At 71.2% G+C, this 26,852-nt stretch carries 26 protein-coding genes and 1 pseudogene; 14 read left to right on the forward strand and 13 right to left on the reverse strand.

Translation table 11 applies throughout. The annotated features are described in order from the left end of the window. Positions 1–13: 13 nt before the first annotated feature. A complete protein-coding gene (locus ABGB05_RS02535) occupies positions 14–742 on the forward strand; it encodes a hypothetical protein (protein WP_347651471.1) in 729 nt (242 codons plus the stop codon). Positions 743–767: 25 nt separating this feature from the next. Here the strand turns inward: ABGB05_RS02535 and ABGB05_RS02540 are convergent, their stop codons facing one another. Beyond that, positions 768–1,745, reverse strand: a complete 978-nt coding sequence (locus ABGB05_RS02540; RefSeq protein ID WP_347651472.1) for a helix-turn-helix domain-containing protein — start codon at positions 1,743–1,745, stop codon at positions 768–770. Positions 1,746–1,932: 187 nt separating this feature from the next. Here ABGB05_RS02540 and ABGB05_RS02545 point away from each other — a divergent pair, with 187 nt between their 5' ends. The 6 genes from ABGB05_RS02545 to ABGB05_RS02570 all read left to right on the forward strand — a co-directional run bounded on the left by ABGB05_RS02545 (position 1,933) and on the right by ABGB05_RS02570 (position 7,880). Next, positions 1,933–2,067 carry a hypothetical protein gene (locus ABGB05_RS02545; RefSeq protein ID WP_347651473.1) on the forward strand — a complete coding sequence of 45 codons (135 nt, stop codon included), beginning with the start codon at positions 1,933–1,935 and terminating at the stop codon, positions 2,065–2,067. A 99-nt stretch (positions 2,068–2,166) separates the two neighbouring features. Further along, positions 2,167–2,742, forward strand: coding sequence for a hypoxanthine phosphoribosyltransferase (hpt, locus tag ABGB05_RS02550; protein ID WP_347651474.1), 576 nt, complete (start codon positions 2,167–2,169; stop codon positions 2,740–2,742). Positions 2,743–3,136: 394 nt separating this feature from the next. Next, complete coding sequence (ftsH, locus tag ABGB05_RS02555; RefSeq protein ID WP_347651475.1) at positions 3,137–5,167, forward strand: ATP-dependent zinc metalloprotease FtsH; 2,031 nt, start codon at positions 3,137–3,139, stop codon at positions 5,165–5,167. A gap of 188 nt (positions 5,168–5,355) precedes the next feature. Further along, positions 5,356–5,961 carry a GTP cyclohydrolase I FolE gene (folE, locus tag ABGB05_RS02560; RefSeq protein WP_347651681.1) on the forward strand — a complete coding sequence of 202 codons (606 nt, stop codon included), beginning with the start codon at positions 5,356–5,358 and terminating at the stop codon, positions 5,959–5,961. Positions 5,962–6,333: 372 nt separating this feature from the next. Then, the gene (locus ABGB05_RS02565) at positions 6,334–6,834 is read left to right on the forward strand and encodes a SigE family RNA polymerase sigma factor (RefSeq protein WP_347651476.1); all 501 of its coding nucleotides are present in this window, start codon (positions 6,334–6,336) and stop codon (positions 6,832–6,834) included. Then, on the forward strand, positions 6,834–7,880 hold the full coding sequence (locus ABGB05_RS02570) for a hypothetical protein (protein ID WP_347651477.1): 1,047 nt from the start codon (positions 6,834–6,836) through the stop codon (positions 7,878–7,880). Before ABGB05_RS02565 ends, ABGB05_RS02570 begins: the two co-directional genes overlap by 1 nt. Before the next feature lie 220 nt (positions 7,881–8,100). Here ABGB05_RS02570 and ABGB05_RS02575 read toward each other — a convergent pair. After that, positions 8,101–8,418 (reverse strand): annotated as a pseudogene (locus tag ABGB05_RS02575) (hypothetical protein); the annotation flags it as partial. Beyond that, positions 8,415–11,108, reverse strand: coding sequence for an FtsK/SpoIIIE domain-containing protein (locus ABGB05_RS02580; protein WP_347651682.1), 2,694 nt, complete (start codon positions 11,106–11,108; stop codon positions 8,415–8,417). The pseudogene ABGB05_RS02575 and the gene ABGB05_RS02580, both read right to left, overlap by 4 nt. Positions 11,109–11,404: 296 nt before the next feature. On the opposite strand from ABGB05_RS02580, the gene ABGB05_RS02585 reads away from it, so the two are divergent. Continuing rightward, the gene (locus ABGB05_RS02585; protein WP_347651683.1) at positions 11,405–11,980 is read left to right on the forward strand and encodes a hypothetical protein; all 576 of its coding nucleotides are present in this window, start codon (positions 11,405–11,407) and stop codon (positions 11,978–11,980) included. Between the two features lie 14 nt (positions 11,981–11,994). Here ABGB05_RS02585 and ABGB05_RS02590 read toward each other — a convergent pair whose 3' ends face one another. From ABGB05_RS02590 to ABGB05_RS02600, 3 genes are all read right to left on the reverse strand, one after another. After that, positions 11,995–12,624 (reverse strand): hypothetical protein, encoded by a 630-nt coding sequence (locus ABGB05_RS02590; RefSeq protein WP_347651478.1) that lies wholly within the window; start codon positions 12,622–12,624, stop codon positions 11,995–11,997. A 148-nt stretch (positions 12,625–12,772) separates the two neighbouring features. Further along, complete coding sequence (locus ABGB05_RS02595) at positions 12,773–13,672, reverse strand: GyrI-like domain-containing protein (RefSeq protein WP_347651479.1); 900 nt, start codon at positions 13,670–13,672, stop codon at positions 12,773–12,775. 168 nt (positions 13,673–13,840) lie between these two features. Beyond that, positions 13,841–15,295 carry an alkaline phosphatase PhoX gene (locus ABGB05_RS02600; protein WP_347651480.1) on the reverse strand — a complete coding sequence of 485 codons (1,455 nt, stop codon included), beginning with the start codon at positions 15,293–15,295 and terminating at the stop codon, positions 13,841–13,843. 271 nt (positions 15,296–15,566) lie between these two features. Here ABGB05_RS02600 and ABGB05_RS02605 point away from each other — a divergent pair, with 271 nt between their 5' ends. Continuing rightward, complete coding sequence (locus ABGB05_RS02605) at positions 15,567–16,277, forward strand: HAD family hydrolase (RefSeq protein ID WP_347651481.1); 711 nt, start codon at positions 15,567–15,569, stop codon at positions 16,275–16,277. On the opposite strand, the gene ABGB05_RS02610 is transcribed toward ABGB05_RS02605, so the two are convergent. Next, positions 16,274–17,608, reverse strand: coding sequence for a helix-turn-helix transcriptional regulator (locus tag ABGB05_RS02610; protein WP_347651482.1), 1,335 nt, complete (start codon positions 17,606–17,608; stop codon positions 16,274–16,276). The two genes, ABGB05_RS02605 and ABGB05_RS02610, sit on opposite strands and share 4 nt — an antisense overlap. A 512-nt stretch (positions 17,609–18,120) precedes the next feature. Here ABGB05_RS02610 and ABGB05_RS02615 point away from each other — a divergent pair. The 5 genes from ABGB05_RS02615 (at position 18,121) to ABGB05_RS02635 (ending at position 20,479) form a co-directional block, all read left to right on the forward strand. Then, positions 18,121–18,282 carry a hypothetical protein gene (locus ABGB05_RS02615; protein WP_347651483.1) on the forward strand — a complete coding sequence of 54 codons (162 nt, stop codon included), beginning with the start codon at positions 18,121–18,123 and terminating at the stop codon, positions 18,280–18,282. Positions 18,283–18,364: 82 nt separating this feature from the next. Next, a complete protein-coding gene (locus ABGB05_RS02620) occupies positions 18,365–18,631 on the forward strand; it encodes a hypothetical protein (RefSeq protein WP_347651484.1) in 267 nt (88 codons plus the stop codon). Next, a complete protein-coding gene (locus ABGB05_RS02625) occupies positions 18,618–19,235 on the forward strand; it encodes a GNAT family N-acetyltransferase (RefSeq protein ID WP_347651485.1) in 618 nt (205 codons plus the stop codon). The genes ABGB05_RS02620 and ABGB05_RS02625 overlap by 14 nt, the downstream gene beginning before the upstream one ends. An 85-nt stretch (positions 19,236–19,320) precedes the next feature. Continuing rightward, positions 19,321–19,614, forward strand: a complete 294-nt coding sequence (locus tag ABGB05_RS02630) for a DivIVA domain-containing protein (RefSeq protein ID WP_347651486.1) — start codon at positions 19,321–19,323, stop codon at positions 19,612–19,614. 76 nt (positions 19,615–19,690) lie between these two features. Next, positions 19,691–20,479: a methyltransferase domain-containing protein gene (locus ABGB05_RS02635; RefSeq protein ID WP_347651487.1), complete on the forward strand. Its 789-nt coding sequence runs from the start codon at positions 19,691–19,693 to the stop codon at positions 20,477–20,479. Positions 20,480–20,510: 31 nt separating this feature from the next. Here the strand turns inward: ABGB05_RS02635 and ABGB05_RS02640 are convergent, their stop codons facing one another. The 6 genes from ABGB05_RS02640 to ABGB05_RS02665 form a co-directional block, all read right to left on the reverse strand. Beyond that, positions 20,511–21,386 carry an alpha/beta hydrolase gene (locus ABGB05_RS02640; protein ID WP_347651488.1) on the reverse strand — a complete coding sequence of 292 codons (876 nt, stop codon included), beginning with the start codon at positions 21,384–21,386 and terminating at the stop codon, positions 20,511–20,513. A 75-nt stretch (positions 21,387–21,461) separates the two neighbouring features. Further along, the gene (locus ABGB05_RS02645) at positions 21,462–22,109 is read right to left on the reverse strand and encodes a hypothetical protein (protein ID WP_347651489.1); all 648 of its coding nucleotides are present in this window, start codon (positions 22,107–22,109) and stop codon (positions 21,462–21,464) included. 2 nt (positions 22,110–22,111) lie between these two features. Continuing rightward, entirely contained in the window at positions 22,112–22,963 is an 852-nt protein-coding gene (locus ABGB05_RS02650; protein ID WP_347651490.1) for a DUF6069 family protein, read from the reverse strand. A 5-nt stretch (positions 22,964–22,968) separates the two neighbouring features. Next, on the reverse strand, positions 22,969–23,967 hold the full coding sequence (locus tag ABGB05_RS02655; RefSeq protein WP_347651491.1) for an RNA polymerase subunit sigma-70: 999 nt from the start codon (positions 23,965–23,967) through the stop codon (positions 22,969–22,971). Between the two features lie 87 nt (positions 23,968–24,054). Then, complete coding sequence (locus ABGB05_RS02660; protein ID WP_347651492.1) at positions 24,055–25,758, reverse strand: ATP-binding cassette domain-containing protein; 1,704 nt, start codon at positions 25,756–25,758, stop codon at positions 24,055–24,057. A 171-nt stretch (positions 25,759–25,929) separates the two neighbouring features. After that, positions 25,930–26,850 carry a tetratricopeptide repeat protein gene (locus tag ABGB05_RS02665; RefSeq protein WP_347651493.1) on the reverse strand — a complete coding sequence of 307 codons (921 nt, stop codon included), beginning with the start codon at positions 26,848–26,850 and terminating at the stop codon, positions 25,930–25,932. Positions 26,851–26,852: the final 2 nt, after the last annotated feature.

A 26,852-nucleotide genomic window follows, 5' to 3' on the forward strand; every position in this document is an offset into this window, starting at 1 on the left:
CCATCAATGGGTTGTGCGGATTCGACCTTCACGCTGGCGACCGGTCAACGCGCTGGGTGCGGCCTACCTGCTGGTGATCGGGCTGACCATCGCGGTCGGCCTGGTCTTCGCGACGACCTGGGTCAACACCGACAACTCCGTGCTGGTGATCCTGATCGGCGTCGCCGGCATGGTCGGCCTCGGCCTGGTCAACCAGAACCTGCCCCTGCCGAGGGTGATTCCGCTGGTCCTGGCCGGGCTGGCCGTGCTGCTGGTCGCGCCGATGTCGGCCGCCTGGCTCTGGTCGTCGGTGTTGGAGCGGCGGGGCGTCGAGGTGACCGCCACGGTGATCGAGATCCGCGACGGCAGCGGCAAGGGCCGGCAGCTGCGGTACTCGCTGCTCGGACCGGACGGCAACTGGATCCCGGGCGAGTTGACCTGGTGGCCGGGCGCGGTCAGCGGGGCGTCCGGTAATCCCGAGGGCGAGGTCGGCGACCAGGTCAGGGTGGTGGTCGACCCGAAGGGGCTGGTCCACCCCCGGCTACCGGAGGAGTTGGCCGCCCAGACCGGGGTGGGCCCGGCCACCGTCGGGGGATTCCTGGTCATTGCCGGTCTCTGCATGCTCGCCGGCCGACCCCGACCGGGCGACCCGGCCCGCTGGACCCGACCGGGCGACCCGGCCCGCTGGACCCGACCGGGCGACCCGGCACGCCGGACCGGACCGGAGGACCCGGCCGGCCGGACCGCCGGCTCCGGTACCTGACCGCCGGCGTCACGGGAGCGGCCGGTCAGCCCACCGCCGCGCCGACGGCCTCCCGGCTGCGGAAGGTGGCCCGGTACGCCTGCGGGGTGGCGCCGACCCGGCGGCTGAAGTGGTGTCGCAGGGTGGCGGCGTCGCCGAACCCGGCCCGGACGGCGACCGCCTCGACGCCCAGGTCGGTCTCCTCCAGCAGTTGCCGGGCCAGCAGCACCCGCTGGTTCGTGATCCAGTCGTGCGGGGTGGTCCCGGTCTCGGCCCGGAACCGCCGGGCGAAGGTCCGGGGCGCCATGTGGGCCCGGGCGGCGAGTTCGTCGACGGTCACCGGCCGGTCGAGGTGGCTGATCAGCCAGGTCAGCACCGGTTCCAGGGTCGCGGCGTCCGGGGTACGCGGGATCGGTGCCTCGATGTACTGGGACTGTCCGCCGTCGCGGTGTGGCGGCACCACCATCCGTCGGGCGAGTTTGGTGGCGAGCGCGGAGCCGTGCTCCTGGCGTACCAGGTGCAGGCAGGCGTCGATGCCGGCGGCGGTGCCGGCTCCGGTGAGCACGGTGCCGTCCTGGACGTAGAGGGAGTTGCACCGGACCCGGGCCGACGGGTAGCGCCGGGCCAGGTCGTCGGCGTACCGCCAGTGGGTGGTGCACTCCCGGCCGTCGAGCAACCCGGCGGCAGCGAGCACGAAGGCGCCGGAGCAGACGCTCAACACGTAGGCGCCCCGGGCGTGGGCCCGGCGCAGGGCGTCGAGCACCGGCTCGGGGATCGGCGCGTCGAGGTCGTGGGCGGCCGGTACGGCGACCAGGTCGGCGTCCTCGACCGGGGCCAGATCGGCGTCGGGGGTCAGGCCGAAGCCGGATCTGGTCCTGACCGGCCGACCGTCGACGGTGCAGAGGTCGAACCGGTAACCGGGGAAACCGTCGGCGGTCCGGTCGGTGCCGAAGACCTCGCAGAGCACGCCGAGTTCGAACGGGGCCACCGGGTCGAGCGCGATCACGGCCACTTTCTCCAGCATGTCGTGAGCGTACGCCAGGTGTGGCAGAAATTCGATGGTGTCTGGCAAAGCTGCCACTGTCCGGTGTCGACCGGGCGGCGGAGACTGGAGTCGCAACAGCCGGTGCGCACCGGCGGCGAACCGAATACCACCTGCTCCGGCCGGCTCCAATGGCCGGCGGAGCACCCGACCGGGAGGTCCCGCCGCCATGGAATACTTCGTCCCCTTCGTCTTTTTTCTCCTCCTCGCCCTCGCCTCAGCGTTCGGGCTCACCGCCGACAGCCGCGACTCCGCCGACTGGCGGCCGACCGACGGGGGCTGGCGCGCCGCCCGCCGGCCATGAGCCGTGCTGTCGATGTCCGCCTGGCCAGCCGGGGTGGCGAGCGCAGCAAGGTGCCGCCCCGGCGACAGGCCGGAACCGGCGTACGGCAGGCTAGGCGGCATGGCTCAGGGCTCCTGGTACGACGCCGACATTGACCACGTGATCATCTCGGAGGAGCAGATTCGGGAAAAGATCACGGAACTGGCCAAACAGGTCGCGGCGGACTATGCGTCGGTGGACAACGGTCTCCTGCTGGTGGGTGTGCTCAAGGGCGCGGTCATGTTCATGGCCGACTTCGCCCGGGCGCTCGGTCGCCAGGGACCGCCGACCGAGATCGAGTTCATGGCCCTCTCCTCGTACGGGCAGGGCACCACCTCCTCGGGCGTGGTGCGGATCCGCAAGGATCTGGACCGTGACATCGCCGGCCGGCACGTGGTGGTCGTCGAGGACATCGTCGACTCCGGCCTCACCCTCTCCTGGCTGCTGCGCTACCTGGAGTCCCGGGAGGCGGCCAGCGTCGAGGTGGTCGCGTTGTTCCGCAAGCCGGACGCGATCAAGGTCTCGGTGCCGGTGAAGTACGTCGGCTTCGACATCCCCAGCGAGTTCGTCGTCGGCTACGGCCTCGACTTCGGCGAGCGCTACCGGGAGGTGCCCTACGTCGGGGTGCTGAAGCCCGAGGTGTACAGCCGTTCCTGACGCTGCGTCCGGTCCGCCACCCGCTCGGCGGGTCTGGCCCGGCCTGTCCATCCTGATCGCCGGTGGCGAAATGTGGAGCCGACGTACAGCGCGCTCCCAGGAATCGCGGTTACGGTATGCGGTGGTGGCGCGGAGCAGTTCCGCGCCGGGTCTCCTGCCCTGATTGACCCCGAGAAGGCGCGGGAGGCTCTCGGTCACCCCGGGGGCTCGCGGGCTCGCTCCTCGCGTTCACGGTGTACCGTCGAATGACCGTGGCGCGGTACCAAGTGCCCCGGTGCCGGAGTCAACCCCCAGGGGGACGGTTCCGGCCGCCGCTCAGGCGGCGACAGTCAGGCAACCAGACGATCAGGACGTCGATCAGGAGGGTCCGGGCGTTTCGGCGCTCGACAACAGCATGGAACGTACGCGTTTCTTCCGCCGGCCGGTGGTCTGGATCATCCTGGTGATCATCGGTGCGATCGCGCTCAGCTCATTCTTCAGTGGCGGCCCGAGCTATCACCGGGTCGACACCACGGTGGCCCTCGACCAGCTCAACAAGGGCGGCATCAAGAAGGCCATCTTCCAGGACAAGGAGCAGACGCTCCAACTCGACCTGGCGCAGCCGACCAAGTTCGGTGACACCGAGACCGACAAGATCCAGGCCCAGTTCCCGTACGAGATCGGCCAGGACGTTTGGCACCAGGTCCTCGACGCCAAGGCCAACAACCGGATCACCGGCCCGGCCGACACCGAGGTCTCCGGCGACAACCTGCTCGTCTCGCTGCTGGTCAACCTGCTGCCGATCGCCATCCTGGTGATCCTGCTGCTGCTCTTCATGTCGCAGATGCAGGGCGGCGGTTCCCGGGTGCTCAACTTCGGCAAGTCCAAGGCCAAGATGATCACCAAGGACACGCCGAAGACCACCTTCGCCGACGTCGCGGGCTCCGAGGAGGCCGTCGAGGAACTGCACGAGATCAAGGACTTCCTGCAGAACCCGGCGAAGTACCAGCAACTCGGCGCCAAGATCCCCAAGGGTGTGCTGCTCTTCGGCCCGCCCGGTACCGGTAAGACCCTGCTGGCCCGGGCCGTGGCCGGCGAGGCCGGCGTGCCGTTCTACTCCATCTCCGGTTCCGACTTCGTCGAGATGTTCGTCGGCGTCGGCGCGAGCCGGGTCCGGGACCTGTTCGAGCAGGCCAAGGCGAACGCCCCGGCGATCGTCTTCGTCGACGAGATCGACGCCGTCGGTCGGCACCGTGGCGCCGGTATGGGTGGCGGCCACGACGAGCGGGAGCAGACGCTCAACCAGCTCCTCGTCGAGATGGACGGCTTCGACACCAAGGGCGGGGTCATCCTGATCGCCGCGACCAACCGGCCGGACATCCTCGACCCGGCGCTGCTGCGTCCGGGCCGGTTCGACCGGCAGATCGCCGTCGACACCCCGGACATGGAGGGCCGCAAGGCGATCCTGCGGGTGCACGCCAAGGGCAAGCCGTTCTCGCCGGACGTCGACCTCGACGCCGTGGCCCGGCGTACCCCCGGGTTCACCGGTGCCGACCTGGCCAACGTGATCAACGAGTCGGCGCTGCTCACCGCCCGCGGCGACAAGCGCGCGATCACCAACGACGCGCTGGAGGAGTCGATCGACCGGGTGGTCGCCGGCCCGCAGCGCCGGACCCGGGTGATGAGCGACAAGGAAAAGAAGATCACCGCGTACCACGAGGGTGGGCACGCGCTGGTCGCCTGGGCGCTCCCGCACTCCGCTCCGGTGCACAAGGTGACGATCCTGTCCCGCAGCCGGTCGCTCGGGCACACCCTGGTGCTGCCGACCGAGGACAAGTACACCCAGACCCGGGCCGAGATGATCGACACCCTGGCGTACGCGCTGGGTGGCCGGGCCGCCGAGGAACTGGTCTTCCACGAGCCGACCACCGGCGCCAGCAACGACATCGAGAAGGCCAGCGCGCTGGCCCGGGCCATGATCACCCAGTACGGCATGAGCTCCAAGCTCGGTGCGATCAAGTACGGCACCGGCGCCGACGAGCCGTTCCTGGGCCGCAACATGGGCCACGAGCGGGACTACTCCGACGCGGTCGCGGCCGAGATCGACGCCGAGATGCGCTCGCTGATCGAACTGGCCCACGACGAGGCCTGGGAGATCCTGGTGGAATACCGGGACGTCCTGGACAACCTCGTGCTGGAGCTGATCGAGAAGGAGACGCTCTCCACCGCCGACATGGCGCGGATCTGCGCCCGGGTGGTGAAGCGGCCGCCGATGGCGCCGTACAACGGCTTCGGCAAGCGGCAGCCGTCGACCGAGCCGCCGGTGCTCACCCCCGCCGAGAAGGAGGCGCTGAAGGCGCAGGCCGTGGCGGACGGCCAGGCGGCGATCGGGGGCAACCCGCCGCAGTCGACCAACAACAACTCCACCTCGGACGGCACCCACTGACCGGGAACCACCAGGCCGTCGGCGATCACGCCGGCGGCCTGGCCGCGTCTGGAGCCGCTGCCGCTGCCGCCGCCGACTCCGCGGCTTCCCAGGCGGTCTCCTCCACGGAGCCGGATGACGAGCCCGCCGAGTTCGACGGACACGACGACTTCGACGAGGCCGCCGGGCTCGACTATCTCGCCGCCCGGCTGGTCAACGGACGGCTCAGCGGCGGTCCGGTCGAACAGAGCGTCGACCTGGCCCGGATCGAGAAGGCGGTCCGGGAGATCCTGGTCGCCGTCGGCGAGGATCCGGACCGGGACGGCCTGCGGAAGACCCCGGCCCGGGTCGCCCGGGCGTACGCCGAACTCTTCGCCGGGCTCCGGGTCGACCCGGCCCAGGTGCTCAGCACCACCTTCGAGGCCAACCACGAGGAACTCGTGCTGGTCCGCGACATCGACGTGATGAGCCTCTGCGAGCACCACCTGCTGCCGTTCCACGGTGTCGCGCACATCGGCTACATTCCGGGCGAGAACGGCCGGATCACCGGCCTGTCCAAGCTGGCCCGGCTGGTCGAGGTCTACGCCCGCCGTCCCCAGGTGCAGGAGCGGCTCACCTCGCAGATCGCCGACCTGCTGATGACCAGGCTCGAACCGCGCGGTGTGCTCGTGGTGCTGGAGTGCGAGCACATGTGCATGGCGATGCGCGGCATCCGCAAGGCCGGCGCCAAGACCATCACCTCGGCGGTCCGCGGACTGCTGCAGCGGGACGCCAAGTCCCGGTCCGAGGCGATGTCGCTGATCCTCCGCTCCTGACCCCGGCGGCTGCCCGCCGGACCGATCCTGGCCGGCGCTGCCCGCCGTGGTCCGGCCGCTACGCAGGGTGCTGCAGGCGCGCTGGGTGCCGCCGGCAGCGGCATATCCGGTTGCGATGACATGACTCTCCGGCATAAATATGACGGACAGTCATATCCCTCAATCAGGGATCGCCGGCAGCAGCGACCGGCGGCGGATCGGGACGGCCACGGATGGACGATGTGCTCGCCGACCCCGTACCTCAATTCGGCGCAGCGCGAGTTCGCGGGCGCAGGAGGGGTGGCGGCTCGGCCTCCGGACCTCTTGCGGTTCTCCTTCGCGAGGTGCTCCTGGGATGTCTACGGATTGGCTGACTTGCGACGTTAAACGGGTGTGACGTTCGAGGAGTACGCGTTCGCCCGCACTTCGGCGTTGGTGCGGCTCGCCCGGTTGCTGACCGGTGACGAGCATCGGGCCGAGGACCTGGTTCAGGATGTCCTTGCCAGGGCGTATGCCCGCTGGGCGCGTATCTCCCGGACGGATCGACCCGATGCGTATGTCCGTCGGATGCTCGTCAACGCCCATCACTCCTGGTGGCGCCGGCGCAGCAGCCAAGAGATCTCTGTCGCCGTTGTGGCCGATCAACCGGACGCTACGGACGAAGCCGCCGGCATCGCCGAACGTGACGCGCTGTGGCGGCTCGTCTGTGCTCTGCCGATACGTCAACGCACCGTGATTGTCCTGCGCTACTACGAGGATCTTGACGACGCGATGATCGCCGAGATTCTGGACTGTTCGACCGGCACGGTTCGTACCCACGCGAAGCGGGCCCTGACGGCACTTCGTAAGCGGCAGGAAGCATCCGTCCCCGCGCGGACAGGAGGAGAGTTCTGATGTTCAGCGATCTCGATCAGCAGCTCGCCACGACGCTCAAGCACCACGCGGGCGGCGACATCGACCCCGCGCCGATCGTGGAACACGCCCGGCGTCGCGGGCACCAGCTGCGACTGCGTCGACGCTGGCTGATCACCGGGGCGACGACAGCGGCGTCCGTCGTCCTGGTCACGGCGGTCATGGTGATTCCGGCCGGTCGGGCACCCGATGGCGCGACCATGCCGGCCACGGCACTCGTGCTGCCGGACGCACCGGGCCAGCCCGGCGCCATCGCATGGCCCGAGGCTGTGGGGACCGATCCCGGCGTGGTGCACTTCACGACCGACAGCCTGGTCAGCGGTGCCTGGTCCGCGACCTGGAGCGCCGGGCGCGGGGTCGAGAGTGTTGAGTTCCGGGGTCCAACCGGGCAGGCTCGGTTCGTGTTGGCGCGTAGCGTCGCGACGCTCGACGGGCTGCCGCAGACGTTGTCGTCGGCGGGGCGACCGCAACCACCGACCGACACGCGAGTCGGAGGCCGCCCGGGGGTCGCTTGGTTCGATCCGTCTGGCGACACGAAACTGTGGTTCGTTCGTTGGCAACCCGTCGACGGGCTCTGGGCCCAGCTCGACATCTACGCGACCGGCCGCGACGAGGCGACGGACGCGGCGGGCCGGGTCCGGTTCGACGCCGCACACCGCTGCGTGGCGCCGTTCCGCCTGCAGACGCTGCCACCAGGCGGGCGCCTGCTCGGATGCTCGATCACGCTGGCCCGGACTGAGCGTGGCTCCTTCACCGAGGGCTCACTCGTAATCGGTGACGAATCTGGTCGCTGGCTGACGGTTCGGGCGCAACCCGTGCCGGGCCGCGACCCCGGGACCGCCGACCTCGTCGCGGGGTCCTACCGCGCACGCCGGCAGGGCAGCGACGTGCTGGAGATGTTCGTCAGGCCCTGCGTCGTCGAGGCGTTCCTCAAGGGTTGGGGGAACGGCTACACCGAGTCGGAAGGCCTGACGGTGCTGAGCGGGTACCAGCCGGCCCTCGACCTCGACGACCCCGGCACCTGGTGACACCACCCGGGCGCCGATACAGTCATTGCGGGTCCAACCTAACCGTCCCTCATCTGGTTCTGGTGGGAGTGACCCGGATGTGCCGGGCTCAGCGGAGCAGGTAGAGCCCGCCGAGACAGAGCGCCACGGCCACCGCCACCAAGACCAGCCCGACCGCACCGACCAGCAGCAGCTGCCACCAGGTGTCCGGGCGGGCCAGCAGCGGGCCGGAGCCGGGCAGCCGGGTGGCCGCGTCCGCCGCGTCGGCGTTCACCCGGGCCTGGCGCAGCGCCGCGCGTACCGCCTCGGGGCCGGTCGAGATCGCCTGGGCCGCCGCCGCCACCTCCGGCTCCGACGGCAGCAGCTCCGCCTCCGGTACGCCGAGAGCCCGCAACCGGGACTGCTGCGGGACCAGTCGGGCGCGTACCACGGTCAGCTCCTCCCGGGCGGCGTGCACCCCCCGGGCCTGCGCACCGGCGGCGGTGGCCGCCTCCCGGCGTACCGCGTCCAGTTGCTGTGCGGCGGCCAGGTATTCCTGCCAGGCGTCGTCGGTGGTCATGGCGTACGCCTCCTCGGCGGCGGGGCGAACGGCACGAACAGGGTCGCCGAGTCGGTCCGGAGGTCGTGGTGCAGTGCCCGGCCGGTCCGGGGCCGCCACGGCACCCTCCGGCCCAGCACCAGGCCCACCTCCCGTTCCGGTACGTCCACGAAGACCAGGTTGTCGACCAGCGGGCCGGTCTCCGGCTCGTGGTCCGGCGCCGCCCCCGGCTCGTCCGCTGCCTCGCCCGGCCCGGTGGGCGCCGCCAACTGGTCGACGAACCGGGCGGTGGTCCGCCACCAGGAGAGCAGGTGCGATCCCCGGGCGGGTCCGTCCCGCAGCACGGCGGGCAGCCGGCCCGGCGGCAGGGTGCCGGCGTCCCAGCCGTCCATGCCGAAGACCACCAGGTAGCCGGGCTCGCTCCGGTCCAGGGCGGCGGTGAGGCCGGCACTGTCGACCTGTTCGACCGGATGCCGCCCGGCGAGGTCGGCGCGGAGCGCGTCCGCGACCGCCGTGCCCTGCTCGACCAGCGCGGCGACCACGAACCGCGCGGCGCCGGGCTGGTGCTGGGCGGCCAGGTCACGGGCGGCGGTGTCCAGCAGGTCGGCGCCGGCCGGCCCGAACACCGCGAGGTGCCGGCCCGGCACCGGCCCGAACTCCACCGCCGCCAGCCTCGGTCGCACCTCCACCACCCGGCCCATCCGGGCCAGCGCGGCCGAGCCGGCCGGCGGCGGCGCGTCGCCCGACGGCGGCTGCGCGGCCGGCGGTTCGTCGGGGCGGGCCGGGGTCAGGTAGCCGGTGAAGACCGCGGGAGCCGGGGCCGACGGTGGGCGTTCGGCCCAGAGCCGCTGCCGCAGCCCGTCGAGAACCCCCTCCGCCACGTGCGGATCGGGGAACCGGACCACCCGTTCGTGGCCCCGGGTCGCACCCCGGGGGCCGCCGAGCCCACCGGCGGTGTTCACCACGGCGGTACCCAGCGGCAGGCCGGCGGCGGAGTCGTTCGCCGGCTCCAGCACGTCGGTACCGCCGGGCAACGCCACCCGGACCGGGAACTGGCCGAGGAACGATTCCCGGCGGTCCCGCAGCGCCGCGAGCGCCGGCGTCGGCCGGCTGGACAGGATCAGGTGTACGCCGGCGGCGCGCCCGCGCCGGGCCACCGACTCGAGTCGGCGCAACGCCTCGGTCGCCACCTCGTCGTCCCCGGCCAGCAGCACCGGAAACTCATCGAGCACACAGAGGATCCGGGGCGGCAACCCGGCACCGGCGGCGGCCTCGACCGGATTGCCGGCGGGCGGACTCTCGGCGGGAGCGGTGCCGGTGCCGGTCCGGCGGTCGAGTTCGGCGTCGAGGTCGCGGAGCAGCGCGAGGCCGTACTCCCGGTCGGCCTGGACCCCGACGGCCCGGACGTGCGGCAGCCAGGGCCGGTCCCGGTCGTCGTCCGTGGTCGAGGGTTCGTCGCTCTCCGGCAGGAAGCCGGCGGCCTCCGGAGCCGGCCCGCGTTCGGCGGGTACGAACTCGTCGAACGCCGCCCCGTCGGCGAAGTCGACCAGGTACATCGCCAGGTCGTCCGGGTGGTACCGGGTGCCGAGGCCGTACAGCACGTTGACCAGGAATCCGCTCTTGCCGGCGGCGGCCCGGCCGCCGACCAGCCAGTGCGGGGTACGTTCGTCGAAGCCGAGGATCACAGTCCGGTCCCCGTCGTGGCCGACCGGGGTGCTGAGCCCGTCGGTCACGCTCTCGGCCCAGAGCTTCTCCGCCGGGTCGGGCAGCAGGTCGGCCAGGGTACGGCGGTAGTCGGCCGCCAGGCGGGCCGCCAACTCCCGGCAGACCCGGTCCAGCAGCGCCGGCGGTGGTGCCTCGTCGAGGAAAACCGGCGCGTTCAGCCCGGACGGCGGCGGGGTGGCCCCCGGAGCGGTGAACGAACCGCCTGGCGGGTCGCCGACCAGCGCGTACGGGTTCCGTACCGCGACCATCGTGCTGCGGGGAAGCGGCGGCTGGGTCGTCTCCTCGGTCAACGGCGGCGGCGGCCAGCCCGCCACCAGCAGGTGCAGCCCCGCCTCCGGTCCCTCCCGGGCCAGTGCGCCGATCCGGGCCAGGTCGATCCCTTCGGTCAGCTCCGGCAGGGAACCGATCACCAGCAGCAGGGTCCGGTCGTGCCGCTGGTGGCGGCTGGCGGTGGGACGTGCCGGCCGTACCCACTGTTCGGCCTCAGCCAGCACGGCCCGCAGGCCGGTGCGGTCGGTGACCGGCGGCGGCATCAGGCCGGCGTCGGCGAGTAGGGCGAACGGTGCGAAGAGCTCGCCCTCGGTGGCCGCGTCCACGCCCCGGACCAGCAGCGACCCGGCGGGTGCGGCGGCCAGCAGCCGCAGCAGTACGGCGCGGAGCAGGCCGGCGACCCGGGGGTCCCGACTGTCCGCGTCGACGGTGAGGTGGCCGGTGCCGAGCAGCGGTACCACCGCCGGGAAACGGGCGTCGTCGAGCGGCTGGGCGACCCCGATCCGGACGTACGTCGGCAGCCCCGGCCCGCCCAGCGGGGTGTCCTCGGACTGGGCGTCCAGAGGTGCGCCCAGCCAGCCGGGGGTGAGTCGGCTCGCCGCCGACCGGAGCCGTTCGGCGAGTTCGTGCTGGTGGGCCTGGCCGGCCGGAGCCGGTCGGAACGTCTCCAGCACGGTGGCGGCCGCGGCGGTGGTGGCGGCGGCCTGCCGGTGCAGGGCGGCGGCGGTGGTGCTGGCGGCCCGCCAGCTGAGCGCGGCGGCGTGGCTGGCCCGATCCCTCCAGGTGTCCACCGCACCAACTCCTCCGCCGTCGGCCGTGGCCGGCGCCTCTGTTCTGGACTGAGACGGTATCCCAGCGGTCCGGCATCTTCGTGGAGCCGCCCGGACCGCCAGGCCGGGACAAGTGGCATCGATAGCAGAAAGTTATAACTTGCTCTCTTTTGGTTACCAAGCTGGAATTCGCGACCATTGGGCGGCGGGCCGGCAGCGGATAGCCTCAGGGGGTGGAATCCGTGCACCCCCCGGCCGATTCCCAGGTGTCCCGGGTACCCACCCAGCGGACCCCGTCCGGAGAGGCCGGTGCCGAACAGCCGGTCGCCCCGCCACCGGCGCCGCCGGCACGTCGCCGCTTCCCCTGGCGGCGGATACTGGTGATCGTCGCCGCCGCGACGGCACTGTTCTGCCTCGCCGGCGCGGCGATCGCGTACACCCTCTACGACCGGTTCACCGCACCCGACCGGAGCGCGCCGGACGTGGTCGTGAACAACTACCTGCAGGCCTTCATGGTCGACAAGAACGACGTCCTCGCCGGTCTGATGACCTGTGAGGGTTCGGCCGCCGGGTTGGCCCCGCTGTCCGCCCTGCGCGACGACCTCGCCGCCCGGGAGCAGCGGTTTCAGGTCACCTTCATCGTCAAGTGGGGGCCGCTCGACGTACGGACCACCGACGAGGACGTCGCCGAGGTTTCTGTGGACCTGGTCATCTCGTACCGGGTGGAGTCGATCTCGAACACCGACCGGCAGCGGTGGCGGTTCGTCACCCGGCAGGGCGACGGCTGGCGGGTCTGCGAGGCGGCCCGCGCCACCTGACCGGGCCGGGCCGACTACTCGATCCAGAGCAGGTGGACGGGGACTTCCAGAGTGGTCGGTGGGCGGCCGCTCCAGGCCCAGCGGTACCAGTCGAGTTCGGCGGCGACGCGTACGCAGATGTCGCCCTCGGCGCTGGTGTAGACCTCGGTGACCGCGCGCAGGTCACGCCGTTCGCCGGTCTCGTCGACCTGGACGACCCGTCGACCTGAGACGGCGTCCGCCTCGACCACCGGCACCGGCAGCGGGTGACTCGGCGCGTCCAGCGAGACCAGTCGGGAGATCACGTCGCCGCGGGCCGGCCGGGGGATGGTCAGCCCCTCGACGGTCCACTGCGGCGGGTCGCCGAGGGTCTCCACCCAGACCCGTTCGGCCGGGATCAGCGGGGCGAAGACCTCGACCCGTTCGGCCTCGGCGCGGTACCACTCCTGTTCCGGCAGCACCGGCACGTAGGTCCGGCTGCCCTGCACCACCCGCTCGTCCGCGCGCAGGTCGCCGCGCCAGCCGAGCCCCGGCAGCCCGACCAGCACCCGCCGACCGCGCAACTCGACCCGGTCGCCGGCGGAGACGACCAGGACCGGTCGGGGCGGGGTCGGGGCCCAGTCGGGCTGTCCGGCGAAGGGATCGGGGAGGGGGTCGTGACTCATCTGGATCGCTCCGGGGTCGTGGGCCGCTCCGGACGTTGTCGTCCCACCGTACCGAGCGCCGACGACGGAGATGAGTCTAACGGCCGGGGCCGGCCGCCCCACCGGATGGCGGGAGGCGGCCGGCCCGGGACTCCTGCTGCCGGGCTGATCAGTTCGGTTCGACGGGCAGCCACAGCTCGCAGGTCGCGGTGCTGAAGTCGTCCGCGCGGTCGAGAATCGCGACGATCGAGGGACCCGGCCGCAGCCGCCACGGGTTCGACGGGAACCAGTCGGTCGCGGTCGCCGCCCAGGTGTTCTGCAGCGTCTCCGGGTGCGGCCCGCTGGTCCGGAAGACCGCCCACCTGCCGGCCGGTACCTCGATGGCGTCGAGGTCGGCGGGCGTCGGGGCGTCGCCGGCGACCGCGACCCCGTGCAGGTAGGTGAGTTCGGTGCCCTCGGCGGCGTCGGGGTCGAGATCGTCGGTGACCTGCAGCAGGCCACCCGGTTCGGTGTCGCTCAGCGCCTTCAGCCGGACGTGCTCCTCCATCGGCAGCGCGGCGATGTGCTGCTGGATGTGCGGGTTGACGCCCCGGTGGACGAGCGGGACCCGGGTCGCGTGTCCGACCAGCCGGAACGCGGGCCGGTCGACGATGCGGGTGTGCATGGGGAAACTCCCTTCGACGGTCAGGCGGAACCTGAGCTGCGGTTGTGTGCGAAGGGGGCCGCCGTCGCGGCGTACGTCACCGGGGTTGGCGCCGTGCACCGCCCGGAACGCCCGCCCGAACGCCTCGGTCGAGCCGTACCCGTACCGGACGGCGATGCGCAGCAGGTCGTCACCACCCCGGACGAGGTCGGCGGCGGCGACCGTCATCCGGCGTCGGCGTACGTACTCCGACAGCGGCATGCCGGCCAACGACGAGAACATCCGCCGTAGGTGGTACTCGGTGGTGCCGAGCGTCCTGGCCAGTCCGTCGACGTCGAGTTCCTCGGTGAGGTGCTCCCCGGCGAGGTACTCCTCGGTGAGGTGCTCCTCGACGAGGTCGACGAGCCGGTTGAGTGCCGAGATCACGGTGGCCTCCCTTCGACGTCAAGCCTGGCCGGAGGCACCCTGGTAGCGCCCGACCGCTGCGGTCCGATCCGATCATCCGATCACGCGGCGGCCGTCCCGCACACGCCGTCGGAAGCGCGACGGGGGGCCAGGCGAATCGCCTGGCCCCCCGTACGGGTGAATCCGTGCTCAGCCCAGGTACTTCTCCCACGGGCCGGTGATGGCCAGGGTGAGGCCCGGGTCCTGCATGTTGACGAAGAGCACCTTGCCGTCGGCGCTGAACACCGGCCCGCAGAACTCCGAGTCGTTCAGCTGGTTACGGGCGATCGCGTACGTCGGGCCGCCCGGGACCGTGCTGAGCACGTGCGAGGCGCCCGAGCCGTCCTCGGCGAGTACGAGGCTGCCCCACGGGGTGACGGTCACGTTGTCCGGGCCGTCGAAGGTGAGGTCGGTGTACTTCACCGCCGTCCCCTCCTCCGACTGGGTCTGGTGCGGGAAGTACGTCACCAGCTGGATCGTCTCGTCCTGGTAGTTGTAGAACCAGACCATGCCGTCGTGCGGCGCCGCGTCCGCCGGCAGGTCGCCCTCGTCCCAGGCGTACGAGTTGACGACGTACACGCCCTCGTCGGTGCCCCAGACGCCCTCGAACTTGCGGCCGCGGGTGACCTGGCCGTCGGTGAACTGCTCGCGTACCGGCGTGGTCCGGGCGTCCCGGTCCGGCACCTCGATCCACCGCACCTTGAAGGGGCGGCCGAGCTGGGCGGAGGTCAGGTAGGCGACGTCCGGCAGCACCGAGCCGTCGTCCATGATGATCTGCATCGCGGCGAGGGTGCCGGCGTTCGGGGCGAGCCGGGTGAGCACGCCGGGGCCGAGCTTGACACCGCGCGGGGCGGTCCAGCGGTAGAACAGACCGTTGGGCTCGTCGGCGTCCTCGGAGAGGTAGATCTTGGTGCGGTCCTTGTCGATCGCCAGCGCCTCGTGCGAGTAGCGGCCCAGCGCCTTGATCGGCTTCGGGTCCGCGCTGCCGTCGGCCCAGACCTCGAAGACGTACCCGTGGTCCTTCTGGAACGTGCCGGTCCGGCCGTCCTCCTCCCAGTCGTCCCCGGCCCGGTCCTCGGTCTCCTCGCAGCTGAGCCAGGTCCCCCACGGGGTGGGGCCGCCCGCGCAGTTGGCGACGGTGCCGGAGAGGGCGACGAACTCGCCGAGGTTGCGACCTGCCCGGTCGGTCCTGATCACGGTGCAGCCACCGGCGTTGACCGCGCCCGGGTCGTAGACCGTGCCCTTGACGTGCGGTACGCCGAACTCTGCGCCCGGGTCCAGCTCGTGGTTCTGGATCAGGGTGTAGCGGCCGTGGCCGGCGTCGAAGACCGCCATGCCGTCGTGGTCGGCCGGGGTCAGGCCCTGGCCCTTGTCGAGCCGGGTGACGCCGGTCCGGGTCACGATCGTGTAGCTGAAGCCCTCAGCCAGGGCCAGGATGCCGTCGGGGTCGTCGACGAGCGGCGGGAACGGCACGTGGCCGGTCTTGCCCGGCGTGTGCGGCCGGCCCGGGTGCGCCTGGGCCAGGGACGGGAGAGCGCCGGCGACGGCGATGCCGACGCCAGCGGCGCCAGCGCCGGTAAGGAAGGTACGACGAGACGAAGACACGTCGATGAGCTCCTGTTCACGAGGGGTGCGACGACCAACCAACCCCGGCGGCCCGACACCGACGCGTCATCCAGGCGATGGACAGGCGACATCGACGTTAAGAAACGCTGCTGATCACGCATCGACCAGGCAACGTCGTGCTGGTCACGGCGTGGGCCGTGCCGTCGGAGGAACCGGACCGGTGAGGTGGTAGCGGGGTGAACCAGGGTCTCCGAGAGGCGGGCACGACAATCGATGTCCTGTGTGTCGATGTACGTGTCACCATGGTCGGATGCGGAGCCGACCGGACCCGATCCTCATCCTTTGGGACATCGACCAAACGCTTGTCAATATCGGCAGCGCGAGCCGGAAGTTGTACGAGGTGGCGTTCCGCAAAGCGACGGGGCATACACTTCAGGTGCTGGCTGACATGGCTGGTCGTACCGAGCGGGCGATCGTGACCGATACGCTGGCTCTACACGGCCTGTCGGCACACGACGAGATGCTCGAGGTTTTTTATTCAAGATTGGCGGAAGCTGCACAGGAACTGCGCCCGACCATTATTCAAGAGGGAAGGGCGATGCCTGGTGCGGAGGTGGCGCTTACCGCCTTTACTGTCGAGGGGTTCATTCAGACGGTAGTCACCGGCAATATTCGGCGGATCGCCGAGATCAAGCTCGAGTCGTTCGGACTCGACTCATACATAGACTTCGAGGTGGGCGGTTACGGCTCGGACGGAATCGATCGGGCGACCTTGGTGCGGCTGGCGCGGCAGCGCTCTGCGGCCTTTTATGGTCAGGACTTCTCCGCCAATCGGACTTTTGTGATCGGAGACACGCCACACGATATCAGGGGAGCGCGAGATGTTGGCGTTCGTTCGGTCGGCGTGGCATCTGGAAATAGTTCGATAGAAGCGCTGCATAAAGCTGACGCTGACGTTGTGCTGCCCGATCTCCGAAATGTCGCCGAACTGCGGGCGGCTATCGTTGGCGACCATGGTTAGTCGCCTGATCTGGCCGCCTCAAACAGCGCGCGAAATTCTTTGGCCGCGCGATTATCGCTAAACGGCTCGAGTGCGGTGAAGAACTCCTGCAGTTGGGCAACCACACGTGCTGACCCGAGCGTAGCTGCTCGGCTTACGGCCTCGGTCGCCGTTTCGCAAGCCCGCTCCACCTCGTAGTCGAGCAGATGGCAGCGGGCCAGGCGGGAGAGATAGTGGACGGAGTCTCGCGTCCGGTCCGGTGCTGTTGTGTCGATTAACCGGAGTGCGTGAACAAGCGCCTTGCCGGCCGGCTTGGTCATGCCCAGTTCGAGATAGCAGGCCCCGATCTGCGCGGTGACCTCGACTTGGTCGACGTACGAGATCCACAGCGGCTCGACCTGTTGGGATGGCGTGCCGAAAGCGCGTCGAGCCAACTCAAGTGCGCGCAGGGCGGCTGTTTTGTTCCCTGCTGCGGCATGCGCCCGGGCCAGACGGGTCGCGAGCATGGTCCGGACGAGGGGTGTGATGCTGCCCCCGCTCGTTTCAAACGCTGTCTGAGCTAGGGACAACGCGGACTTGGTTCGACCACGATAAGTGTCTTGTAAGCTCATATAGGCAAGGGCGCTGGCTGCCAACGCGGAATCATCCGCCTCGTGGGCTGCGTAGACGGTGGCATTCCAATAGCGTCGCGCCGCGCTCTGTCGACCACTGTCGAGTGCGATCCAACCGGCAAGTTGGCTGAGTTGCCCAAAAGCACTCAGCCCTATGCCGGGTTCGCGGTCTACTTTGCGAGCCATGTCGGCCACGTAGCGCGACAGGGGCAGGATCAGTTCGTTCCCGCCCTGCTCGTCATCCAGCTTCAAAAAGAGCTTCAGTAGCAGCTCTGCCTGCTCGGTGACTGACAGGTCGTCAAGAGCTTGGTCGTCAATGGATGTGTTCGAAGAGAATTGGCCGATGGTGAGTCCGGCGAGCAGGGTTTCGACGTGCGATGGGGTACTTGGTTCTGCATCGGCTTCTGGTGAGGTTTGTTGCCGTTGAGGATCTGTCGCCAAGGAATCGAACTTGCCGACCGAGAGAGGGCCGACGGCTTCGATCTCCTGCTGGCGCTCTCGGCGATGGATGCTGTCGTGGCTCGCAACGAGGACGCCGCCTGTGTCCAGCAGTTCGTCACACAGCATCCAGAAGTCGCGCGGCGGTTTTTGCCGACCCGTCTCAACGTTGCCGATGGTGCTGCGGGTGTATCGGACGAGGGAGGCGAACTGATGTTGGTTGTAGCCAGCGGCGCGGCGGTAGGCCGCCAACTGTCGGCCAAGAAGGCGGCGAGCTTCGTCGGTTGCCTCGGAATCGGCCACGGATCCCCCGGGTGCACGTCAGACGCTGTCAATGGATTGTCAACGATGGCGAGCGCGCGTAGGTGACACCCTACGCGTCATGTTTGCTGAGAGCGAGCCAGGTGTCACGGCGGGAAGCGGTGTCGATGGCACTGGTCGAGTCGACAGCGAAGCGACGCGGAGGGACAGATGCAGGCAGCTCGATGGCATTCGCCCATGTTGATCATGCGTGGCGGCAACCGGCTCCAGGGTGACACGGGCAACCTCACCGAGGTGTATCGCCAGCCCGCCATAGCCGCCTACTGCGCGTACCTGCCGGCGATCTAGCGGGCGTGGGCAATGTCTCCTCGGGTCTTGATCACAGGGCGACCGTTGTGATGCTCGGCGGCTCTGGGTGCCCGAGTCAGCGTCATCCGTTGTCGGGGCTGCTGGTCTGCGGTGGCTGTGACCTGCGGCTCCACCCGATAGTGGCGGTTGACGGGCGGCGGTGTTACCGGTCGCCGTGCGGGTGCCGCCTGTGCCCGGTCGACGCGGTGACGGTCGAGCGGCTGACCTGCACCGCGCTGGAACGGCGCGGCCTGGTGCCCGCCGACGGCGTACCGGAACCGAACTGGCCGGACCTGTTCGCCCGGACGTTGGCGGCCGTACGGGTCGGCGCGCTGCCGGACGAGTTGACGTTCGTCTGGCGTACCTGAGGCTCCTGCCCGCCGTCGTTGTCAACCGCAGGACGCGGCGGCGGGCAGGACTCCACTCCTCCACTCACGAAGGGACTTTGTCGTGCCCAGCCCACCGGCACCACTGGCCGGCCCCGGTGACATCGTGTGCATCCCCGACGGTGACTACCTCTACGGCGCGGGCGCCGTCACGGTGCGGGTCGCCGGGATCGACCCCGGCCTGGACCGGTTTCCCGGTCTCGAATGGATCCGCATTCTTGCGGTCAACCTCGGGAAGCCGGACGGGACGCCGTACCCGATGATCGTCCGCGCCACCGCGCTGCGCCGAGCCCCGGTCGCAGCCTCACCGGCGGCCGGTGCCGGTGGCTGACCTGGCCCGGGTGGTCGCCGCCGAGCCGGCCGACATCGACTGGATCGCTCGCCTGATCGCCGACTCGTGCGCCGAGTTTGACCAGGTCGCCTGGCTGGTGCCGAACCGGAGACAGCGGCGGACCATCCTCGGCGAGGTTGCTCGGATCCATGTCGAGCACGCGATGTTCCACGGCGCCGTGCACCTGCTTGCCGACCGTAGCGGGGTCGCGGTCTGGTTCGACCACCACCGGGCGCTGCCGGCGCCACCGGACTACGGCCGACGGCTCGCCGAGGTTGCCGGCAGTAACACCCGCCGCTTCGTCCGGCTCGACACGCTGCTGGCCGACCACCGGCCCGCCGCCGGCTACGAGCGCCTCGCGGTTGTCACGGTCGCACCCGGGGCGCGCGGCCAGGGCCGGGGGCGTGCGCTGGTCACCCACCATCTGGCCCGACTCGACGCGGCCGGCATCCCGACGTACGCCGAGGTGGTGACCACCGGCGGCCGTGACTTCCACCGGCGGCTCGGTTACCGGCCCACCCGGCTGGTCCGGGTCCCGGGCGGCAGCGCGGTCTGCGTGCTGTGGCGACCGGCACCTCCGACACAGACGCCCATGATCACGTAATCGCCGGCCGGCCAGGACCGGCCGGCGATTACGTGATCAATGGACGCACAGCCGCGACAGCACCGGACACCCTGGAGGAACGGCGATGATCTACCGATCCGGCGAACGGCTCGGCCCGCACCTGGTCCGGGCCGCGACGTTCCGGGTACGACGATGGCGCGGCCTCGACCCCGACCAGGTGTACGCCTTCCTGCGGCGGGTCGCCGACGAGATGGACCGGCTGCACCGGGAGGCGGCCACGGCCCGGACCGAGGCGGAACGGATCCGGCAGGGGCTGCGGCAGTGGCAGTCCCGACAGGCCGGGCAGCCGTACGACGGGACAGGGCGACATGGCCGGGCGGGGAGGGGTGACCCACCACCGAACGGCGGCCACTGGTGAGTAGATTCCGGCGGCGGCTGGTAGAGCGGGGGAGTTCCGGAGGCGCGTGAGTCGTCGGGGCCGCTAGCGTGGGCCGATGACTTCTGATCCGGTGGCACACAACCGGGCCGCCTGGGACCGGCAGGTCGAGCGGGGCAACGAGTGGTCCCGCCCGGTCTCCCCGGAGACGATCGCCAGGGCGCGGGCCGGGGACTGGTCGGTGGTGCTGATCGGTTACCAGCCCGTCGACCGGTCCTGGTTTCCGGCCGACCTCACCGGCGTCGACGTGCTCTGCCTCGCCTCCGGGGGCGGGCAGCAGGGTCCGACGCTCGCGGCGGCCGGCGCGCGGGTGACCGTCTTCGACAACTCACCACGCCAGCTCGAACAGGACCGGATGGTCGCCGACCGGGACAGCCTGGAGCTGCGTACCGTGCTCGGCGACATGCGGGACCTGTCGGTTTTCGCCGACGCCTCCTTCGACCTGGTCTTCAACCCGGTCTCGAACCTGTTCGTGCCCGAGTTGGCACCGGTCTGGCGGGAGTGTTTCCGGGTGCTGCGGCCCGGCGGTGCGCTGCTCTGCGGCTTCCTCAACCCCGACGTCTACCTCTTCGACAGCGAGGCGCTGGACCGGCGCGGCGAGTTGGTGGTGCGGCACCGGCTGCCGTACAGCGACCTGACGCACGTACCGGCGGAGGAGCGGGAACGGATGTGGGGTCCGGACGCCCCGCTGGAGTTCAGCCACACCATGGGCGAGCAGCTCGGCGGCCAGCTCGCCGCCGGCTTCACCATCGTCGGCTTCTCCGAGGCGCCGCACCACTCCGACGCCACCGCCGGCTGGTTGCCTGGCTACTACGCCACCCGGGCGGTGAAACCCCGGGCGGCATAGCCCCGGACCCGGTGTGTGGGCGCGGGGCGTCTCAGCCGGCGTCCAGCACCTCCCGCAGCTTCGCCGCGAACTGCTCGGGCTTGCCGGCGTACCCGAACTCGCCGCCGAGGAAGCCGCCGTGGTGGCTCGGGAACACGGTGGCCTCCTGGCCGAGCAGCGCCGCCAGGCCCAGCGAGGTACGCGCGGTGTACGTACCCGCCGACTCCTCGCCGACCGCGATCACGATCCGGGTCAGTGCGGCGGTGAGGACGGCCGCGTCGGGCCGGTAGTCGGTGATCGCCCACGAGTTCTTCGACAACAGCGGGTCGTCGCGGCTGCCGTCGTCCTCGGTCGGCAGGCCGAACATCGCCGGGTCCGGGGTCGGCTGGGCGAAGTAGGCGTCGGTGAACTCGCCCTGCCAGGACGTCATTGCGATGAACGACGCCATGCCCGCGCCGGCGCCCTTCGCCTGGTACGCCTCGTGGAAGGCGGCCCGGGCCCGTTCGGCGCCCGCCGCGTCGGGCAGTACGGCGTTGATCGGCGGCTCGTGCGCCACCAACGTGACCACGTCGCCGGGGTACGCGGCGACGAGTTCGAGCGCGGTCACCGCACCACCACTGCTGCCGAAGACGTCGACCGGGCCGGAGCCGAGCGCCTCGATCAGCAGGTGCAGGTCGGCCGCCTGCTGCTGCGGCGTGTGGTCGGACCGCCCGTCGCTGCGGGTGCTGCGGCCCAGGCCGCGCGGGTCGTAGGTGACGACGGTCCGGTCGGTGAAGTGGGCGGCGAGGGCGCCGAAGCCCTCGGCGGTCATCGGCTGGCCGATCATGAGCAACGCCGGGCGTCCGCCGGCTGGCGGGAGCGGGCCGCGTACGTCGTAGACCAGGTCGGCGCCGGGCACGGCGAGGGTGTGGGTCTGGGCCTTTGTCATGCCGGTGAGACTACGGTCCGTGGGTGACAAAATCTGCTCTGTGTGGGGTCCGGTCGCTGCAGCTCAGCGCCAGGATCACCTGGCGAGGCGCAGCGACAGGCGACGGGCCAGCATGGTGGCGCCGGCGAACGCTGCCAGCCCGATGGCGACCTCCGCGACCAGTACGGTCGGCGCCGTGCTGTAGTCGGTGGATCGCGCGTAGAGGATCGTGACCGGGGTGACGAGAATGCCGGTGATCGGCACCAGCAGAGTCATCAGCCGGGTGGTTTGCCGGATCCGGGGCAGGTCGCCGAGCAGGAGTCGTACCGCGGCGACGGCTCCGACGACCACCACGGCGGCCGGCACACCGTAGTAGACCGTGACGGCGAGCAGCACCGGTACCTCGATCGAGCGGGGGATGTCGATCAAGTGCACGAGCAGCGGATACAGCACGGACAGGAGGCCGAAGCCGAGCACCACGCCGGCCACCGCACCGAGCAGTGCGGTGCCGAGCAGGCGGGAGTAGTCGCCGCGTACCCGGTGGACACCGGCCTCGTCGGCGAGCCGGCGGGCGAAGCCGGCCACGTCACCGTCGAGCAGCTCCCCGGGGTCGCGTCCGTCGTCGGCCGCGGCCTGCAGGTCGAGGCGGAGTTCGGCGGCGAAGGCCGCCCGGTCGGCGGAGCTGACCCCGTACGCCCGCCACGCGCGGTCGGCCTCGGCCAGGATGCTGTTGATGGATTCCACGATCAACTCCTTGTCGGCGTGGGATCGGGTGCGCTGAGGATGCCGTCGACGGTTTCGACGAACCGGGTCCACTGCTTCTGCCAGGCATCCAGGTGGTGTCGCCCGGGAGCGGTCAGGGCGTAGACCTTGCGGGGCGGCCCGGTCGGGCTCACCGCCGCAGGGACGAGGTGCAGCCCGAGCAGGGCGACGATGGTGGCGGTGTTCGCCCCGGAGAGGAAGGGCGGGACCATCGAGATAGCGGTCAGCGACACCGTCGTCCAGACGAATCGCTCGGCGGGCCGAGCGCTCCACCGCAGGAGGGCGGCGGCGATGACGATCCCCACGACCGAGAAGAAGCCGGTCACCACGGCGAACCCGCCCAACGGGATCGTCTCGCCGCCGTCGGGGATCTCGAAATCGACGCCAATCGCCCGGGCAAGGGCAGCGGCGAGGGTGGTGGCCGCCGTCGCCACGAACACCGCGACGAGGCCCGTGCCGACGAGGCCGAGGAGTCGGTGGCGGTGGCTGGTCCGGTCCGAGGCCGGGGCTACGACGCCCCCGGTGTCGTTCATGCTGTGCATGTCGTTCCTCCACAATTCGGTAACTGGATGCGGGAATGTGGCGACCGGCGTGTGACGGCCCTGGCCCTGGCGGGTGAACACGCGCACCCTCGCCGTACGGCGGCCGGGGTTGCGCAGGGCGCGGACGCCGGTGCCGCGCAGCCAGAATCCGGCGCTGCGTCCGAGGACCGGGCCGGGCCGGCCGTCGCGCAGCTCCAGCTGCACCCGTCCGTGGGTGACGACGCCGAACGCGTCGTACCACTGGGCCGCGACCACCTCGACCCGCGCGCCACCGCGCAGTGCGAAGGTCCGCACCGGGGCTACTCCGTGCCGTCCGCCGGCAGCCGCTCCGACAGCCCGAGCCGCGGGAACTGGTCGTCGTGGAAGGTGACGATCTCGGTGATCGCCCCACCGGTGATCCGCAGGACGTCGAGCGTCAGCGGCAGATACGCGCCCTCCGCCTCCCGCCAGTGGTAGAAGGCGACGGCGGGCTGCCGGTTCACCGACGTGGGAATGCCACGCAGGCCCGTCATGCTTTCGAAGCCGTCCGCGATCCAGTCGTTCACGACCGCGTCGCGGCCGACGTACAGACCCGGTGTGGGCGGCATCGAGCAGCGGACGTCGTCGCGCAGCATCGTGGCGAGCCGGCCGACGTCCGTGGCCACGGCGGCGTCGGTGAAGCGGCGTACCAGCTCGCGGGTTCCGGCGTCCACCTCGTCGCCGGTCCAGTCCTGCCGCTCGGCGGGCAGGTGCTCCCGCATGCCGGCACGGGCCCGCTGGAGCGCGCTGTTCACCGAGTTGACGGAGTCCCCGAGCAACTCCGCGACGTCCTTCGCCGGCCAGCCGAGCACGTCCCGCAGGATCAGCACGGCCCGCGGGCGCGGCGCGAGATGCTGGACCGCGACCAGGTACGCCAGCTCGATCGTCTCCCGGGCGACGGCCACGGTCTCCGGCTCGTCCGCGTCGCCGGCGGGCAGTTCGTCGAGCAGCCGGTCCGGATACGGCTGCAGCCACCGCACCTCACCGCCGGTCGCCGGCTCCGGGCGGCACCTGGCGAGCAGGTCCAGGCAGGCGTTGGTGGCGATCCGGTACAGCCAGGCCCGGAACGTCGACCGCCCCTCGAAGGTCTCCCGCCGCCGCCAGGCACGCAGGAACGTCTCCTGCACAGTGTCCTCGGCGTCCTCGAACGACCCGAGCATCCGGTAGCAGTGCACGTGCAGCTCCCGCCGGTGCCGCTCCGCCAGCCCCGAGAAGGTCGGCTCGTCGACCTCGCCCAGACCGCTCACGCCCAGCTCCGCCAGCCGCGTCTCCGCACCCATCACGTCATCCTTCCGCCGTGGTGTGTCCCGTCGTAGGTGTGACGGGTGCGGGCGCGACAACTCATCACCAGGGTCGGTGAACCTGGCTCATCCCGCGCCGGAGGACGACACGGAGGGCACGGTGAGGTGCAGGGTGGGCCAGGCCGCCAGGTCGGCGCGCAGCTGACGGTCGTGGGTGGCGACGACCACCGCCGCCGGGGTCCCGACCAGTGCGGCGGTCAGCTCGTCGACAAGTGACGCCGACAGGTGGTTGGTGGGCTCGTCGAGAATCAGCAGGTCGGGCCGCTCGGCCAGCCGCAGCGCGAGGTTGAGCCGCCGCTGCTGCCCCTGGGACATTCGCCCGACCGGGGTACGGAGGGCCTCCCGGTCGAGCAGGTTGGTCCCGGTCAGGGAGACGGCCTCGTCGCCGCCGAGCCGTCCGGCGGACCGGAGCCGGCCGACGTGCTGGTCGTACAGTTCGTGAGCGAGCGCGGTCGCCGGCCAGTCCGGTACCTCCTGCCCGAGGTGGGCGATCCGGGCCCGGGACAGGTGGCGGACCTCCCCGGTCGTCGGTGCGAGATCCGCCGCCAGCACCGCCAGCAGTGTCGACTTGCCCGCCCCGTTGGGACCGGTGACCAGCAGCCGGTCCCCGCCGTCGAGGGCGAGGGAGACCGGCCGGTGCAGACGCCCGGTAACGGTCACGTCGTGGCAGGCCAGGACGGGCATCCCGGGCCGGGTGCCGGTGCCGGGCCAGCGCAGCGGCAGCGGCGGCTCCGGCACGGTGATCCGGTGGGCGTCGAGCGCCTCCTGCCGCCGTCGCAGTGCCTGGACGAGACCGGGAGCCCGAGACTGGCGCTGGTGCTTACCGTGCCCCTTCTCCGGTCGCCAACCGGTGCTGAGCCGGCCCTGCGCCTCCTGCACCGCGTCGGCCAGCCGCTGGTGTTCGGCCTGCTGCGCCTCGTGGTCCCGTTCCCAGCGGTCCCGTTCCCGCCGGCGCCCCTCCTGCCAGCCGGAATAGCCTCCGGCGTACAGCCGTGGCCGGCCGTCCGCACTCGGGTCGAGATCCAGGAACTCGACGGCGACGTCCCGGAGCAGGGCGCGGTCGTGGGTCACCACCGCGACCCCGCCCGGATGTTCCCGGAGCCGGGCGGTGAGGAACGCCAGGCTGTCGGCGTCGAGATGGTTGGTCGGCTCGTCCAGCAGCAGCAGGTCGTGGTGGGCCCCGAGCAGGCACGCCAGCCGCACCCGGTAGCGCTGGCCGACCGACAGCGTCGACAGTGGACGGCTTCGGTCGGGGCAGGCGTCGAGCCCGGCCAGGGCCACGTCGACCCGCCGCTGCGCGTCCCAGGCGTCCAACCGGGTGGCCGCGTCGAGAGCGGTGGCGTACGCCGTCTCCGCGCCCGCCCTGCCCTCGGCCAGCGCGGTCGCGGCGTCGTCGAGGGCCCGCAGGGCGCGCTCGGAGTCCCGGATCGCACCCCGGACGAGGGTGCCGACCGTTTCGCCGCCGCGCGCCTCCAACGCCTGTCGGGCGACGCCGATGGTGCCGTTCCGTTCCACCGTGCCCTGGTCCGGCAGGATCATGCCGGCCAGTACGTGCAGCAGGGTGGTCTTGCCCCGGCCGTTCTCGCCGACGACGGCCAGCCGGGAGCCGGCGGAGACCGTCACGCTGACGTCGGAGAGGACCACCCGCCCGCCCCGCACGACCCGTACGCCGTCCGCCCGGACATGCGCCCGGTGACCGGCCGGTAGTCGGCCGCCCCAGGCGAGATCGGTGGTCAGTTGGTCAGCAGATGCCCGTTCAAGATTCTTCATCGTGTGCTCTCAGCTCGTCGTGGAGCCGGGCAACACAGAAACGCCGCCCGACGGGAACGCCAGGACGGCGGAGCAGAGTTACATCAGAGGAAGTTGGTCAACCCTGCCGCCGTCAGCGGAGGGACCAGGGCTTCATCACGGCGATGCCTGAATGCATGCGGCAACCATAGCTCAACCGCCCCGGGCACGGCTGGTGAGCGTCCGACGGTAGGGCTCGGGTACCTGCGGCGCCAGTTCGGTGAACCTCTCCAGGTCGGCGACCGACCCCGTCGCACGGGCCCGGTACGCGGCGGCGGCCGCCCGCATCGTGACGTCGCCCGGCTCGAGTTCCTCGCCCCGGGTGGCCAGGGCGGCGGCCTCGGCGAAGTCGCCGTCCTCGGCGGCGAGATCGGCCAGGTCGAGGTGGAGCGACCAGTTGTCCGGGTCGAGCGCCAGGGCACGCCGGAACGCGGCGGCCGTCTCGGCGCGGTCGCCCAACTGCCGCCAGGTGCCGGCCCGGACAACCTCGGTGAACATCACCCGCCGTACGGCGTCGGCCCGGTCGCACAGGGCGAATGACTCGTCGACGCGGCCACACGCCCGCAACAGGATCGCCATCCGGGCCATCGAGTCGGGATCCGGATCCCGGTCGCAGACCACCTCGATCGCCCGCAACCAGGGTGCCAGGCACTCGCGGACGGGTGCGGTGTCGAGGCCACGGTGGTAGTCCCGGATCCGCATCGTCGCCTCGGCGAAGGCGGTCGCGGTCACCGTACCCAGGAACCGCTCGTCGCCGAACCAGGGCGCGGACGCCCACGGGACGTCGGGCTGGTAGCCGGTGACCGCGCCGAGCGACATCGCGGCCTCGTCCATGTCACCGTCCACGAAGGACAGATAGGCGCGGGCCAGGACCGGGCCGATCGTGTTCGCCGTCGCGACGACCTCCGCCATCTCGGCGGGCATCTCACGCCGCAGGTTCTCCAGCGCCGCGTACGGCTCCGGATCGCGCGGATCCGCCGCGACCGCCTTGGCGACGAAGCTGGTGGCTGCCTCGGGTGAGCCGCCACAGTGGGCCATCACCTGGGCGAACGCGAGCGTTCCCGACTTCGACACGG

The sequence above is a fragment of the Plantactinospora sp. B5E13 genome (genome assembly GCF_039871775.1).
Lineage (GTDB): Bacteria > Actinomycetota > Actinomycetes > Mycobacteriales > Micromonosporaceae > Plantactinospora.